Source organism: Paraburkholderia sp. BR14312, assembly GCF_040948675.1.
GTDB classification, from domain to species: domain Bacteria; phylum Pseudomonadota; class Gammaproteobacteria; order Burkholderiales; family Burkholderiaceae; genus Paraburkholderia; species Paraburkholderia nodosa_A.
Genome location: NZ_JBFPKI010000008.1, coordinates 206,950 through 220,871 on the forward strand (window position 1 = coordinate 206,950; position 13,922 = coordinate 220,871).

Consider the following 13,922-nt stretch of genomic DNA (forward strand, 5'->3'; position numbering starts at 1 on the left):
GTCATTTCAGGTCGCTTCATTGCGGCTTGGCGTCTTGAGAAGTTGAGGACGTAGACGGCGAAATGTCACGTAGCGCCTCGATTGCGGCATCGACGGTTGCAAAGACCTCGCGATGTACGCCACTCACACGCAGTGCCTTGTACCGCTCGATTTCGTGTCGGACGCCCGAGGGGAGGGCGACCGCGGCTATGCCCACACCGTGCTTGTCGAGTTCGCCGCCTAGCTGGATCAAGGTCTTGCCTGCCGTGTAGTCGATGTTGCTGATCTCCGATGCGTCGATCACCACCCAGCGCAGCCCCGGACTCGCTTCGTTGACAAGCTTGAGCACCTCTTCCGTGAATCGGCCGGTGTTCGCATAGAACAGGTCTGCTTCGAAACGGTAGACGACGATCCCAGGTGCGGCGAGCAGATCGGGCTCGACATGTCGCGCGATCCAGCTGTCGCCGGGGCCTCGCGTCAGCACCCGGGTCCGCAGGCGGTAGCTGTGGCGTGCATGCGCGATCAGGGAAAGCACGACGGCAGCAAGAATGCCGTGCATCACGTCGACGAACACGACGACGCCCGCAGTCAGCAACGCCACGACGAGCTCGTCCTTCTGCATGCGATACAGTTCGATCATGCCTTTCACGTCGATCAGCTTTACGCCGATCATGAAGACGATGGCCGACAACACGGCGGCAGGGAGCAGACTCAGCGGTCTCGTGAGAAATAGCAGCACCAGCAACACGATGGCGGCAGTCGTGAGATGGGCGACCTGGGTGCGTCCGCCCGCGTCGTCGAGCATCTCGGTCTTGGTCGGGCTGCCGTTCACGACGAATGTTCCCGTGAAAGCCGCCGCCGCGTTGGCGGCCGCGAGCCCGATGATATCGGCGTTGTCGTCGCCCCTTTCGTTATAGCGATTGGCGTACGCGCGTGCCGTTGCTGCGCTCTGGGCAATGATGACGATGAAGCATGAGGCGGCGGTGATCAGTACCTGGTTGATCTCGCCCATATGCAACGGTGGGAGGAACAATGACGGGAGTCCCCCCGGTACTTCGCCCGTCACCGCGATGCCATGTCCGGCAAAATTGAACACGCCGCTTGCCACGATGGAGCCGATCACGGCGATCAGCGCACCCGGTGCGCGCGGCACGAAGCGCTTGCAGCCGATGATCACCACGAGCACGGCGATCGAGAGCATCGTGGTCGGAAGATTGGCCTGGGCCACGCGTTGCAACGCGGACGCGATCTGCATCAACGGCCCATGCCCTTGCCTGGCGAGTCCGATCAGGCCGGCAAGCTCGCCTCCTGCGACCTGGATGCCGACGCCGGTCAGGAAGCCGATCAACGCGCTGCGGGAAAGAAAGTCGGCCAGAAAACCCAGACGAAAAGCACGCGCGATCACCAGCATTGCGGCGACCGTCAAGGCGACTGTACTCGTGAGAGCGACATAGTCCTTGCTGCCGAGTGCGGCGACGGCCGTCAAGGTACCCGCGAGAATGGCGGCAGTGGCCGAGTCGGCGGCGACGACCAGTTGTCGCGACGCACCAAATACTGCGAACGCCACGAGCGGCAGCAGGATCGTATAGAGGCCCGTTACGGTGGGGGTGCCGGCAATTTTCGTGTATCCCATCACTTCGGGAATGCCGAGCGCCGCCAGCGTGATCCCGGCGATGATGTCGTGCGGCAGTTGCGCGGCATTGAAGGGCAGCAGTCCCTGCAGGAAAGGCAGGTGAGGGAGGCGGTGCGGTGCAGGAGCGGCGGGCTTCATCGTGCGGCCTCCGCTGCAGTCGTAGTCCGGGTGACCAGTGCTTTGGCGATGATGTCGTCGGCGATGACGACGTTGGTCGCGCCAGCGTTCTCCAGCAGCCCTTTTCGCAAGGGGTTTTCGCCCGGTACGGCAATGGCGAGCGACGGGTTGAGCGTATGGGCCAGCAGGGTGATTGCCAGATTGTTATTGCTGTCGGGTGTCGTGACGAACATGGCTTTCGCGCTGTCGAGTCGCGCACGCTTGAGCACTTCGTCGAAGGCGTCCGGCGAGCCGAGTACGACCAGATGCCCGCAATCCGTTGCCCGGTTGGCCTGATCCTGATCGCCCACGAGTACGAGCACGGTGTTTCCCTCCCCATGCAGGTAGTCCGCAACCCGCTCTCCGAGAGAATGGAATCCAACCACCACGACATGATTGGCGAGTTGCTCGAGCTTGCGTTCCATGATTCTGTTCTCCCGATAAGCCATCACGTCATCGCCCGAAAGCATGCCTGTGAGTCTCGAAACTGCGAACCCGCCGATCAGCAGTGTCGCGACCATGGCCAGAAGCATGAAGCCCTTTTGAGGCGGACTGAATTCGCTGAAGGCGCCGAGTGTCGTAATGAGATTGACTCCGTTCCAAAGAGCCGTAAACAGTTTGTCGGGGAAAGCGTTGATGGACTGATCGAGGGCGACCAGCCCGATGGTGGCGCCGCCCAGCAGCATGACGAGAAGGCCGATGGTGTGATGCGCGCGACGGCGCCATTCTCGAATACGGATGACCCCAAGACGAGGTTCATCGACACGGAAGATCCACATGGTTACCTCGGATTGTTGGTCTGATCGAGACAACAGCGAACCTGATGCCAAGGGATACGCTCTCCCTTTTTGTGCCCGTAGTCAATAGTAAATAATCAGGAGCCCAATATATTGAACGGCTGAGCGACGACGCAATGCGGCAACGTGTTTCAGACGATAAAACAGATCGGAGGAAAGAGAAAACTTTATAGCCGCTAACGCATCTCGTGGTAGTTAGCCGATCAAGAACCAGGCGACGCGTCGCAATCGCGATCGAACCCGGCTTGTCATTGCCGTCGACGCATTGTGCTGGATCTCGACCAGCGCACCTGTCTATACCTGAGGCATCAGTCGCTCCGCTTGCGCGACGAAAATGAGGGCGCAATCGGCGTATTGCCGTTTCCAGAACTGCACCAGGCGTGGATTTGTTCAGCACCGGTAAGAGACATAAGCCGAAGCAGATGGATAAAAAATGCGCGCCACATTGAATCGCTGAACCATTTTCGAACGAATGGCACGTTGAATACATCTGTGCGGATCGTATTCCATAATGTTCGTCAGGTATTCGGAGGGATGGACGGCAAAAGACAATGCTCCGCGTACGTATTGGCTGAATGTTCGCTAATGACTGTGCGTGGAATCGTTAGCAAACAGGCCGAATAGATTAGCGAATCCGCAATGCGCCGCATTAGGGGAAATGTCATGCGTTTTCTCGCTGCAACACTTCTTGGCTCTGTAGTCGCCTCGTTCGCGCTTTCCGGTTGCGAGGCGCCAACTTCGGGCTCTGTCTTCTCGCCGGCCCAGGCGCAGCAGGTGATGGTGGTCGAACTCGGTACGGTCGAATCCGTGCGGCCCGTCACGATCCAGCCTGGTCCAACGGGCATTGGCGCAATAACCGGCGGCGCGCTTGGCGGCATCGCGGCTGGCAGCAACATCGGGCGCGGCACGGGTGCCGTAGCGGCGGGCATCGGCGGCGCCGTGCTGGGCGGCGCGGCGGGCAATGCCGTCGAGCAGCGCGTCACGCAGCGGCAAGCCCTTGAAATCGTCGTGCGTCTGGATTCGGGGCAACTGATGTCGATTGTCCAGGATGCGGATCAGCAGTTCGTTCCGGGTGACCGCGTGCGTGTGCTGCTCGGCAACAACTCGGTGCGCGTGACGCGATGAAGTGAACGCAGGTGTCGTTGACCTCTCGATAAAACGAAGTGTCGAACCGAGGAAACCGATGGCCGATACCGGGCAGAAAATGAGTCGCGTGCAGTTGACCGCGAGGGTAGTCGGCGGCGTGGTGGGCGCGGCCATCGTCGTGGCGTCGGCTGACATTTCGCTGTTTCATTTCCTCATTCTTCGCGGCGTGAAGCAGGCCGCGTTCATCAACACCATCGTGACGTTCGCCAACGTCATTCCGATCGTGGTGTTCATCGTCAGTCTGGAACGTCGCCCGGTGTCGTCGAGTTCTAGCGCTTGAATCGTCGTTGTTTTCGGATGAATACACCGGCACGCCCGGCGGGGCCGCAACAGGGCGCGAAGCCATTTCACGGTGGACACGGGCAACCTGTCCAGGGATCCAGAGGAATACGCCAGTGTTTGCGAATCATGCTGCAGGTCGAATGGTGTCGCGGCCTTTGGCCGTGACGCTGTGTGCGCTGTGCCTAACGGCGGCGGGCGGACTCCTGGCGGGCTGCCGTAAGGGCGAAGAGGCGCAGGTGACGGAAGTGCGCCCGGTACGCGTCGTCAGGATAGAAAAGCAGGAGGCCGGAGCGACCATCGCCTTGACCGGAAGATTGCAGGCGCAGGCCGAGATCAATCAATCGTTCCGTATCGACGGAAGAATGACGTCCCGCAACGTCGATGTCGGGGACCGTGTCAAGGCGGGCCAGGTACTGGCGCGGCTTGACCGGATGAACGAGGAAAGCAGCCTGCAGTCCGCTCGGGCACAGTTGGCCGCCGCGCAGGCACAAGCCCTGGAAGCGCGCACGATGTTCACCCGCATGCGCGATCTGCTTGCGGAGCATGCCGTGTCGCGTGCTTCGTTCGAGCAGTCGGAAGCGATGGCAAAGATCACCCAGTCGCAAGTCGATTCGGCGCAGTCGTTGGTCAACATCGCGCAGAACCGGCTGAGCTATACCGACCTCGTTTCCGACGTAGCCGGCGTGGTGACGGCGCGCGGAGCGGAGCCGGGCGAGGTGGTTCCGGCTGGCCGCATGATCGTGCAGATCGCTCGCGAGGGCGCGGTGGATGCCGTATTCGATGTACCCGCCGCGATCAAGGACGTCGCGCCGGCCAGTCCCGACATCGTCATCGCGCTTGCCAGCAACCCCGATGTCACCGCCGTTGGTAAGGTGCGCGAAGTATCGCCCCGCGCCGATCCGGTGACCGGAACCTTTGCGGTCCGGGTTCAAGTCCTCAATCCGCCGGCAGCCATGCGCCTTGGCAGTACGGTCATTGGCCACATGACGCTTCCGCGCGCGGCGGCCATCGAAATTCCTTCGAGCGCCCTGATCCAGCCAGGAGGGAAGCCGGCGGTCTGGGTGGTCGATACGAAGACAGGGACGGTATCGGCGCGTGAGGTCGAGCTTCAGGCATATGGCGAGGACCGCGTTGAGGTGTCGCAAGGTCTCAACACGGGCGACGTGGTCGTGACTGCCGGCGTGCAGGCATTGCGGCCGGGACAGAAAATTAACTGGACCGAGGCAGCCAGGTGATTGGCCCGAATCTATCCGAGTGGGCGCTTTCGAAGCGCCCCCTGGTCGTGTTCCTCATGATCGCTGCGCTGGTCGCGGGAACCCTGTCATTCTTGGGGTTGGGGCGCGCCGAAGATCCGGTCTTTACATTCCGCACCATGGTGGTGGCCGCTGCGTGGCCGGGGGCCACTGTCGACGACACGCTCTCGCAGGTGACCGAGCGGCTCGAACGCACGTTGCAGGAGACCCGTCACCTGGATCGCATACGCAGCTATACGACAGCGGGTCAGACGACAATCTTCGTCGATCTTCTGCAGTCCACGCCACCCTCCGAAGTCCAGGACGTCTGGTATCAGGTTCGCAAAAACGTGGACGATATGCGACAAACGCTCCCGGCGGGAACGCTCGGGCCGTTCTTCAACGACGACTTCGGCGACACCTACGGCATCATCTACGGCTTCACCGCCGACGGCTACAACATGCGCGAGTTGCGCGATCGCGTCGAGGCGATTCGCTCGCGCCTGCTGCTGGTGCCGGACGTCTCGAAGATCGAGGTCCTGGGCGCTCAGGACGAACAGATTTACATCGAATTCTCGACCACCCGTCTGGCGGGCTTGCGTCTGGACTACCCGACCATCGTCGCCGCATTGAGAGCGCAAAATCTCATCAGGCCGACCGGCGTCCTGCAAACCGGGCAGGAGCGGGTGTTCTTCAGGGTGACGGGCGCCTTCGATTCCGAACGCGACATCGAGAATGTCAACCTCGTGCTGGGAGGGCGCATCGTTCGCCTCGGCGACATCGCCACCGTGAGACGCGGTTTCGCCGACCCTCCACAGCCAATGTTCCGCGTCAACGGCAGGCCGGCCATCGGCCTCGCGATCGCCATGCGCGATTCGGGCGACATACTGGCGCTCGGTCGCAACCTGAAGGCCGAGATGGCCGACGCCACCGCGAACCTGCCCGCTGGCATCGAGCCGTTCCTGGTCGCCAATCAGTCAGATACCGTCGACGTGGCGATCAACGACTTCATGGCGTCGCTCTGGCAGGCGATCATCATCATCCTGGTGTGCAGCTTCGTGAGTCTGGGCATACGGCCGGGGACGGTAGTGGCATTGTCTATCCCGCTGACGCTGGCGATTGTCTTCGGGATCATGGACGTCGTGCACATCGACCTGCACCGGGTCTCGCTGGGCGCGCTGATCATCGCGCTGACCCTGCTGGTCGACGACGCCATGACCACCGTCGACGCCATGATCAACCGCCTCGCCGCCGGCGACAGCAAGGATCAGGCCGCGACGTTCGCGTACCGTACGCTGGCCGCGCCAATGCTGATCGGCACGCTCGTGTCGATTTCCAGTTTCGTGCCGATTGGCTTCGCAAAGAGTTCGGCCGGCGAATATACGTTTTCTATTTTTGCGGTAGTCGCCATCGCGCTGCTCGCGTCGTGGTTCGGTGCGGTGATTTTCTCGCCGCTCGTCGGTGTGGCAATCCTGAAAGCGCCCAAGGCCGAAAAGGAGCCGCGCAAGCCCGGCAAGATGCTCATGGCCTATGACCGCTTCCTGCGCGGCGCGCTGCGGCTCAGGTGGTTGACGATTGCCGTCACGCTCGCGGCGTTCGTGGTGTCGATCTTCCTCGTCCGGTTCGTGCCGCGGCAGTTCTTTCCCGCCTCGGACCGGCCGGAGTTGACGGTGGATCTGACCTTGCGCCAGAACGCGTCCATCCACGCGACCGCGGACCAGGTCGCGCGACTCGAAGCCATTCTGAAAAGCGATCCCGATGTCGATCACTTCAGCAGCTATGTGGGCCGCGGCGCAGTGCGCTTTATTCTTACCCTCAATGTTCAGCTGCCCAATCCGTTTTTCGCACAGGTCATCGTGGTCGCGAAAAGTCTCGAGGCGCGCGACCGGCTGCAATTGAAACTGGAGAAGACGCTGAGCGAGCAGTTCCCCGGTATCGTCGCCCGCGTGTCGCCGCTGGAACTGGGACCGCCGGTGGGGTGGCCGCTGCAGTATCGCGTCTCGGGGCCCGACCCGGCGCAGGTGCGCAGGGCCGCACTCGATCTGGCCGGTATCGTGGGTTCCGACGAGCGAACACGCCACATCAATTTCGACTGGATGGAGCCGGCCCGGCAGATCCGCATCCACATCAACCAGGATGAAGCGCGTCAGCTCGGCGTGAGTTCCGCCGCGCTGGCCGCCATCATGAACACCGTCATTACCGGCACGCCACTCACGCAGATACGCGACGACATCTACCTCGTCAACGTCGTGGCGCGCGCGCAGGAAGAGCAGCCGCTGACGGTGCAGTCACTGAGTACGCTGCAGGTGCCCACGCCGAGCGGGCGCATGGTTCCACTCAGTCAGTTCGCGACGTTCACGGAGGAACAGGAGTCGCCGCTGATATGGCGGCGAAACCGTGTGCCGACGCTCACGGTGCGCGCCGACGTGATGCATGGCGAGCTGCCCGACGAAGTCGTCGCAACGCTCGCGCCGAAAATCGATGCGTTCAACGCGAAGCTGCCCAAGGGTTACCACGTCGCGACTGGCGGCATCTTCGAGGAAAGCGCGACTTCGCAAGCCTCGGTATTTGCCGTGGTCCCGGTGATGATCGTGCTGATGCTGACGAGCATGATGCTGCTGCTGGTGAGCTTCAGGCGCCTGGCCATGGTGGTCTCGGTGATGCCATTGGGCCTGATCGGCGTGGTGCTCGCACTGCTGGTGTTCAACCGGCCGCTTGGTTTCGTCGCCATTCTGGGCATTCTTGCGTTGATCGGCATGATCGCCAAGAACGGCCTGATCCTGATCGTGCAGATCGAGACTTTTCGACACGAGGGCATGGGCGTACTCGAGGCCGTTGTCGCTTCGGGCACTTCGCGCATCCGGCCAATGATGTTGACCTCGATCTCGACCGTGCTTGGCCTGATCCCGATCGCGCCTACGGTGTTCTGGGGCGCCATGGCCTTCGCGATCATGGGCGGCTTGCTGGTGGCGACGCTGCTGACCCTGGTGTTCCTGCCGGCGCTGTACATGGTGGTGTTTGGCAAGGAAGACCGGCCGCCGTCGCAGTCGTCGGGGATAGCGAGCGGGGCGACGTGAGCCGCCGGGGCCTGACGCCATCCGGCAGACGCCCGCCGTTTGCGCGCTCGCTGGTTTTTCGATAGAGGAGGCGTATCTTCCATGAGCTCACCAACGCTTCGTGCTTTCCTGCTCGACTGGCGTTCGCACTGGCGCGTCGCGCTGACACGCGCGGTTTGCTTTCTCGCGCTATGGATCATCCTGATGCCGAGCGTCAAGCCGGCCGATCTCGTCTGCGGCCTGATCGCGACGCTCGTCGCGACGCAGATGAGCCTGCGGCTCCTGCCTCCCGTCGCGGGAAGGGTACGGCTCGGCGCCTTACTCGTCTTCGTTCCGCATTTCCTCTTGCAGTCCCTGCTCGCGGGCATCGACGTGGCGCGCCGCGCGTTGGACCCGCGCCTGCCTTTGCGGCCCGGTATCGTGGTCTATCGTGTCGGTTTTCCGCCGGGAACGGCGCGCAATGGATTCGCCATCATCACGAGCCTCTTGCCGGGGTCGCTGCCGGTAGATGAGACCGCGGACGGGCTCGTTTACCACTGCCTCGACACCTCGAAGCGGGTCGACGAACAACTGGCGGACGAAGAACGGCGCCTCGCGGGCGCGCTGGTCAGCGGTGAACGTCATGGCTGACGTGCTCATCGCCGTTTGCGCGCTGGTGCTGCTGATGGTGGCCGTGGGCCTGCTGTCGGTGCTGCGCGGGCCCACGCGCGCCGACCGCATGATGGCCGCGCAACTGTTCGGCACGGGAGGGATCGCGGCGTTGCTGCTGGTCGGCACGGCAAGCGGCGTCGAGGCTGTCGTGGATGTGGCGTTGACGCTCGCCGTGCTTGCGGCGTTCGCGTCGGTCGCCTTCGTCAAGGCCGATCGTCAGGCAGAAGGCGATATCGCGAAAGAGGACCGGAAATGAAAGCCGCAGCCGATATTTTCACGATCATTGCCATGCTGGCCGGCATTGTCTTTTTCGTGGCCGGCACAGTCGGGCTGTTGCGGTTCCCGGACACGTACACGCGGCTGCACGCGTTGACCAAGGCCGACAATCTAGGCCTGGGCATGGTGGTGCTGGGGCTGTTGCCGCAGACGGGTCACATCGTGATCGCCCTCAAGCTGATCGTGGTCTGGCTGCTGGTGATGCTGACGTCGTCCGATGTGTCGCAGCTCATCGCGCGCGCCGCGCGCCGGCAGGAGGAGCGTGCATGATCGCCGCGATCTCCGTCGGTATCGGCATCCTGTTGCTGGCGCTTGCGCTCTGGACGGTCGTCGTGCGCGATACGTTCGCCGCGGTCGCCGGATTCATTCCTTACGGCCTGCTGCTCACGCTGGCCTGGCTAGTGCTTCGTGCTGTCGACGTCGCGTTGACCGAAGCGGCCATCGGTGCGGGCCTGACCGGCGCGCTGCTGATCCGCGCGGCGTCGCGGCTCGAGATCACTGAAGCGGCGGCCCAGGCAGAAACGCCGGGCCTCGCGATGCGTGTCGCGGCAGGCGTGGCCGCCACGGCGGTCGCCGTCGTGATTGCCGTGAGCCTGTTGAGCTTGCCGGACCCCGCGCCGACCCTGGCGCCCGAGGTGGCGCGACACATTCAGGCCACTGGCGTCGGCAACCCGATCACGGCCGTCCTGCTGTCATTCCGCGCGATCGACACGCTGCTGGAAGCCATCGTGTTGCTGTTCGGCGTGGTCGGCGTCTGGTCGCTGGCGCCGGACCGCTGCTGGGGCGGCAGGCCGGGACTGGCGCAGGGGGTGAGTCCCAACGACATTCTGGTGTATCTCGCGCGTGTATTGCCGCCGATCGGCGTCGTGATCGGCATCTACATTTTCTGGGTCGGCGCCGATCATCCGGGTGGCAAGTTCCAGGGCGCCACGGTGATTGCCGCCATGTGGCTGCTCGTCATGATGTCCGGTTTGCGCGATGCGCCGCCGGTCAGCCGGCGCTGGCTGCGCGCCGTCCTTATCGTCGGGCCGGCGGTGTTCATCGCGCTTGGCCTGCTCGGCGCCGTCGTGGCGGGAGCGTTTCTCGCGTACCCCGATGGCTGGGCGAAGCTGTGGATCATCATCATTGAAGCCGCGCTGCTGCCTTCGCTTGCCGTGACCCTGGTCCTCCTGCTCGTCGGTCCACCGCAGCGGCCGGAGGTGAGCCCATGAACGTCTCGCAGTTGTTCGGCTTGACCGCCGCTGCCCTCGTGGGTCTCGGCCTCTATGGCCTGATCGTCAACCCGCAGCCCTTGCGCAAGGTGCTGGCCTTCAACCTCACGGGCAATGGCGTCTTTCTGGCCTGTGCCGTGATCGCGCATCGGGGAGCTGGCGCCGGCATGTCCGGCGACCCGGTGCCGCAGGCGCTATTGATCACGGCGATTGTCGTGTCGTTCGCCGCTTCCGCGCTCGCAGTCGGACTCATGCTGCGCAGGTTCGCGGAAACGGGCTCGAATTCTCTGTCGGCGGACGGTGATGCGGCGTCGGGCGGTGCCCGCGCCAATACGGAGGCGAGGTGACGACGCTGGCGCTCACGGGGCAATCGACGCCGGGCGGGCTGCTGCTGACGCTCGTCGTGTTGTTGCCTTTTGCCGGGATGCTGGCGGGGTTGGCGCTCGGCGGACGCCACGCGCAACGCGTGGCCTGGGTGACGATCGCCTTCGGTTTCGGCCTCGTGCTGGAGATTGCGGCGAGGCTGCTGGTCTCGGGCGACGCATTGCGCTATCTGCTGGGCGGCTGGGCGCCGCCGCTGGGCGTCATGCTCCGCGCCGACGGCCTCTCGGTGTGCATGATGCTGGTGGTTGCCGTGGTGGTGGGGGCGGTGGCGATTTACGCCAATGGCGACTTCGGCACACCGTCCGGCACGAACGAGGCACGCGCGCCGCTGGCGTTCTGGCTGTTGCTGCTGGCGGTATGGGGAGCGCTCAATCTGGTGTTTGTGAGCGCAGACATTTTCACGCTCTACGTCGCGCTCGAACTGCTGACTTTTGCGGGCGTTCCACTCGTGTCCCTCGATGGCCGCGCCGAAACATTGCAGGCAGCGTTGCGTTATCTGTTGTACGCGCTGATCGGCTCGATGCTTTATTTGCTGGGGGTTTTTCTGCTCTATGGCGCCTATGGCACGCTGGACATTGCGCTGCTTGCCGCGAGGATCGGGGCGCAGCCGCTAGCCTGGGCCGCGTTGGGCTTGATGACGGCCGGCATGCTCGCCAAAACCGCGCTGTTCCCGCTGCATCTGTGGTTGCCGCCTGCGCACGCGGGCGCACCGGCCGCCGCGAGCGCGCTGCTGTCGGCATTGGTCATCAAGGGATCGTGGTTCGTGGTGGTGCGGTTGTGGGTCGACGTCTTCGCCGGCATCGCAAGCGGGTCCTGCTCGCAACTCCTCGCAGGCCTCGGGGCGCTCGCGATCCTCTTCGGCAATGTGGTGGCGCTGCGCCAGGTGCGGCTGAAGCTCTTGATCGCTTACTCGACGGTCGCCCAGATCGGCTATCTGTTCCTGCTGTTTCCGCTTGCCGTGCAGCACGAAAGTGCTCGGGCCGTCACGGGTGGCCTGTTGCAGGCCGTATCGCACGCGAGCGCAAAAGCGGCCATGTTCCTCGCGGCCGGTCTGATCTATAGCACGCTGGGGCATGACCGTCTGGCCGACCTGCGCGGCGCGGGGCGCGCCCTGCCCATGACGCTGACCGCTTTCGCGCTGGCCGGCGCGACGTTGATCGGCTTGCCGCCTTCCGGCGGCTTTCTCGCCAAATGGCTGCTGATGTCGGCGGCGCTGGCGACCGGGCAATGGTGGTGGGCGCTGGTCATGCTGGTCGGCGGCCTGCTCACGAGCGTCTACGTTTTCATGGTGGTGGTGCGCGCGATGGAGCCCGCTGCGCCCGGCTGGTCGCCGCAAAAGCAGGTGCCTCGTTACCAGCAGCTCGCCGTGCTTGGCCTCGCAACGTGTTCGTTCCTGCTTGGCCTCGCCGTGCTGCTGCCGGTCGACGTGGCCCAGATTGGCCGCACGGTGATGCCGCCAGCGGGGCTGCCATGAACGTCTCCCAGGCTCTGCTCGTCGCAGCCGTCGGGTTGCCATTGCTGATGCTGCTGCTCTGTGCGTCGGCGCCGGTTCGCAGGCGCCTGCCTTCATGGTTCGCTGTCGCTGCGCTGCCCGCGCTGGCCGCGGCCGTCGGCGTCCATCAGAGCGAAACCCTGATGCTCGGCCACAGCCGGTTCGCCCTCAGTTTTGCGCTCGATACGCCAGGCGCGGTGTTGCTCGGCACGGCGGCGCTGTTGTGGCTCTTCGCCGGAATCTATGCCGCACGATATGTACGCGGTCGCGAAGATATCGATGGGTTCGTCGTCTGCTGGCTCATGGCCTTGACCGGCAGCGTGGGCGTGTTCCTGACGGCCGACCTGATTGGCTTCTATCTGATGCTGGCGGTGTTGAGTGTCGGCGCCAGCGGGCTGGTGCTCCAGGGCGACGGGCCCGAAGCCCGATACGCGGGCGCGCTTTATCTTGGCGTTGCATTACTGGCCGAGGCTTTCGTGCTGGGAGGATTGGTCCTGCTCGCACAGGCCACGCCTGGTGGCAGCCTGCTGATTCGCGATGCGGCTGCAGCCTTGCCGGGCTCGCCCTGGCGCAACGCCACGCTGCTATTGCTCCTGGTTGGCCTTGGCATGAAGGCCGGGATGGTGCCGCTGCATGTCTGGATGCCGCACGCCTATCGCGCGGCGCCTGTTCCGGCGGCGGCGGTGCTCAGCGGCGCGGTGGTCAAGGCCAGCGTGATCGCATTGGTTCGTTTTCTGCCATTCACTTTCAACGACGCATGGCCGCACTTTGGCATCCCTTTCGCGGCGCTGGGCATGGTCGGCGCGTTCTACGGCGTGGCGATCGGTATCACTCAGGCCCAGCCGAAAGTCGTGCTTGCGTACTCGAGCGTCAGCCAGATGGGCTTCCTGATGGCCGTGATCGGCATGGGGCTCGCCGCAGGCGACCCCGCTACCGTCGTGGCAGCCGCTTACTATGCCGCGCACCATCTGCTCGTCAAAGGCACTTTGTTTGTGGCCGTGGGCGTGGTCGCGTTGACGGGTGCCGGATCGTTGCGACGAGTGCTGCTGCCCACGGCGGTCATCGCGCTTGGACTGGGCGGATTGCCGTTGACGGGCGGCGCACTGGCCAAGTACGCGGCCAAGGACCTGCTGGGCGGCGATCTGGCCGGGTCGTTGGCTGCGGCGTCTTCAGCCGCGACCACGTTGCTGATGCTTCATTTCGTGCGCTGTCTGGGTGCAGTGGCCGCGACCGATTCCAACGCGCGCGCGCCGGGGCCGTTCAGGGGGGCATGGCTGGCAATGGTCGTGGTCTCGCTCGCCGTTCCGTGGGTGTTGTATCTGCGTATCCCGGCAGGCTCGCTACCCGAGGCCCTGGCGCCCGCGGCGCTGTGGTCGGCACTCTGGCCGGTACTCGTTGGCGCGGCGCTCGCGATTGGCTGGAATCGATGGGGCAAGACGGTGCCGTCCGTGCCTGTGGGAGATATCTCTGGCTTCCTGCGCGGACTGCAACGCGGCAGCACGGGGGCCGCACGAATTGCTGTGTGTACGGATGCGTTCGTACGCGGATGGGCCGTGTCCTGTCTGACGCTGTTGCTCGCGGCGCTGCTGCTCGGCGGCCTGCTCGCGGTGGCGGCATGATGTGTGTG

Annotated in this window: 13 protein-coding genes; 11 read left to right on the forward strand and 2 right to left on the reverse strand. The window is 64.0% G+C overall.

The features are described 5' to 3' along the window. Positions 1 to 16: 16 nt before the first annotated feature. On the reverse strand, positions 17 to 1,750 hold the full coding sequence (locus AB3X98_RS23500) for a SulP family inorganic anion transporter (RefSeq protein WP_368603567.1): 1,734 nt from the start codon (positions 1,748 to 1,750) through the stop codon (positions 17 to 19). Continuing rightward, positions 1,747 to 2,547, reverse strand: a complete 801-nt coding sequence (locus AB3X98_RS23505) for a TrkA family potassium uptake protein (RefSeq protein WP_368603566.1) — start codon at positions 2,545 to 2,547, stop codon at positions 1,747 to 1,749. The genes AB3X98_RS23500 and AB3X98_RS23505 overlap by 4 nt, the downstream gene beginning before the upstream one ends. A 681-nt stretch (positions 2,548 to 3,228) precedes the next feature. Between AB3X98_RS23505 and AB3X98_RS23510 the strand changes: the two genes are divergently transcribed. The 11 genes from AB3X98_RS23510 (at position 3,229) to AB3X98_RS23560 (ending at position 13,914) form a co-directional block, all read left to right on the forward strand. Next, on the forward strand, positions 3,229 to 3,690 hold the full coding sequence (locus AB3X98_RS23510; protein WP_069267116.1) for a hypothetical protein: 462 nt from the start codon (positions 3,229 to 3,231) through the stop codon (positions 3,688 to 3,690). 58 nt (positions 3,691 to 3,748) lie between these two features. Continuing rightward, positions 3,749 to 3,991 carry a hypothetical protein gene (locus AB3X98_RS23515; protein ID WP_368603565.1) on the forward strand — a complete coding sequence of 81 codons (243 nt, stop codon included), beginning with the start codon at positions 3,749 to 3,751 and terminating at the stop codon, positions 3,989 to 3,991. Positions 3,992 to 4,154: 163 nt separating this feature from the next. Continuing rightward, the gene (locus AB3X98_RS23520; protein ID WP_368603692.1) at positions 4,155 to 5,228 is read left to right on the forward strand and encodes an efflux RND transporter periplasmic adaptor subunit; all 1,074 of its coding nucleotides are present in this window, start codon (positions 4,155 to 4,157) and stop codon (positions 5,226 to 5,228) included. Next, positions 5,225 to 8,302: an efflux RND transporter permease subunit gene (locus AB3X98_RS23525; protein ID WP_368603564.1), complete on the forward strand. Its 3,078-nt coding sequence runs from the start codon at positions 5,225 to 5,227 to the stop codon at positions 8,300 to 8,302. The genes AB3X98_RS23520 and AB3X98_RS23525 overlap by 4 nt, the downstream gene beginning before the upstream one ends. Positions 8,303 to 8,383: 81 nt before the next feature. After that, positions 8,384 to 8,911: a Na+/H+ antiporter subunit E gene (locus AB3X98_RS23530; protein ID WP_069267112.1), complete on the forward strand. Its 528-nt coding sequence runs from the start codon at positions 8,384 to 8,386 to the stop codon at positions 8,909 to 8,911. Beyond that, positions 8,904 to 9,188 carry a monovalent cation/H+ antiporter complex subunit F gene (locus AB3X98_RS23535; protein WP_069267111.1) on the forward strand — a complete coding sequence of 95 codons (285 nt, stop codon included), beginning with the start codon at positions 8,904 to 8,906 and terminating at the stop codon, positions 9,186 to 9,188. The genes AB3X98_RS23530 and AB3X98_RS23535 overlap by 8 nt, the downstream gene beginning before the upstream one ends. Next, positions 9,185 to 9,478 carry a monovalent cation/H(+) antiporter subunit G gene (gene mnhG, locus AB3X98_RS23540; protein ID WP_069267110.1) on the forward strand — a complete coding sequence of 98 codons (294 nt, stop codon included), beginning with the start codon at positions 9,185 to 9,187 and terminating at the stop codon, positions 9,476 to 9,478. The genes AB3X98_RS23535 and mnhG overlap by 4 nt, the downstream gene beginning before the upstream one ends. Next, positions 9,475 to 10,419, forward strand: coding sequence for a hydrogenase subunit MbhD domain-containing protein (locus tag AB3X98_RS23545; protein WP_368603563.1), 945 nt, complete (start codon positions 9,475 to 9,477; stop codon positions 10,417 to 10,419). The genes mnhG and AB3X98_RS23545 overlap by 4 nt, the downstream gene beginning before the upstream one ends. Continuing rightward, on the forward strand, positions 10,416 to 10,766 hold the full coding sequence (locus tag AB3X98_RS23550; RefSeq protein WP_133184712.1) for an NADH-quinone oxidoreductase subunit K: 351 nt from the start codon (positions 10,416 to 10,418) through the stop codon (positions 10,764 to 10,766). Before AB3X98_RS23545 ends, AB3X98_RS23550 begins: the two co-directional genes overlap by 4 nt. Further along, a complete protein-coding gene (locus AB3X98_RS23555; RefSeq protein WP_368603562.1) occupies positions 10,763 to 12,277 on the forward strand; it encodes a complex I subunit 5 family protein in 1,515 nt (504 codons plus the stop codon). Before AB3X98_RS23550 ends, AB3X98_RS23555 begins: the two co-directional genes overlap by 4 nt. Then, a complete protein-coding gene (locus tag AB3X98_RS23560; RefSeq protein ID WP_368603561.1) occupies positions 12,274 to 13,914 on the forward strand; it encodes a proton-conducting transporter membrane subunit in 1,641 nt (546 codons plus the stop codon). The genes AB3X98_RS23555 and AB3X98_RS23560 overlap by 4 nt, the downstream gene beginning before the upstream one ends. The last annotated feature ends 8 nt before the right edge of the window (positions 13,915 to 13,922 follow it).

Excerpts from the sequence above, each read along its gene's own strand:
- AB3X98_RS23500 (WP_368603567.1), bottom strand. The coding sequence starts at position 1,750 with ATGAAGCCCGCCGCTCCTGCACCGCACCGCCTCCCTCACCTGCCTTTC.
- AB3X98_RS23505 (WP_368603566.1), bottom strand. The coding sequence starts at position 2,547 with ATGTGGATCTTCCGTGTCGATGAACCTCGTCTTGGGGTCATCCGTATT.
- AB3X98_RS23510 (WP_069267116.1), top strand. The coding sequence starts at position 3,229 with ATGCGTTTTCTCGCTGCAACACTTCTTGGCTCTGTAGTCGCCTCGTTC.
- AB3X98_RS23515 (WP_368603565.1), top strand. The coding sequence starts at position 3,749 with ATGGCCGATACCGGGCAGAAAATGAGTCGCGTGCAGTTGACCGCGAGG.
- AB3X98_RS23530 (WP_069267112.1), top strand. The coding sequence starts at position 8,384 with ATGAGCTCACCAACGCTTCGTGCTTTCCTGCTCGACTGGCGTTCGCAC.
- AB3X98_RS23535 (WP_069267111.1), top strand. The coding sequence starts at position 8,904 with ATGGCTGACGTGCTCATCGCCGTTTGCGCGCTGGTGCTGCTGATGGTG.
- mnhG (WP_069267110.1), top strand. The coding sequence starts at position 9,185 with ATGAAAGCCGCAGCCGATATTTTCACGATCATTGCCATGCTGGCCGGC.
- AB3X98_RS23545 (WP_368603563.1), top strand. The coding sequence starts at position 9,475 with ATGATCGCCGCGATCTCCGTCGGTATCGGCATCCTGTTGCTGGCGCTT.
- AB3X98_RS23550 (WP_133184712.1), top strand. The coding sequence starts at position 10,416 with ATGAACGTCTCGCAGTTGTTCGGCTTGACCGCCGCTGCCCTCGTGGGT.
- AB3X98_RS23560 (WP_368603561.1), top strand. The coding sequence starts at position 12,274 with ATGAACGTCTCCCAGGCTCTGCTCGTCGCAGCCGTCGGGTTGCCATTG.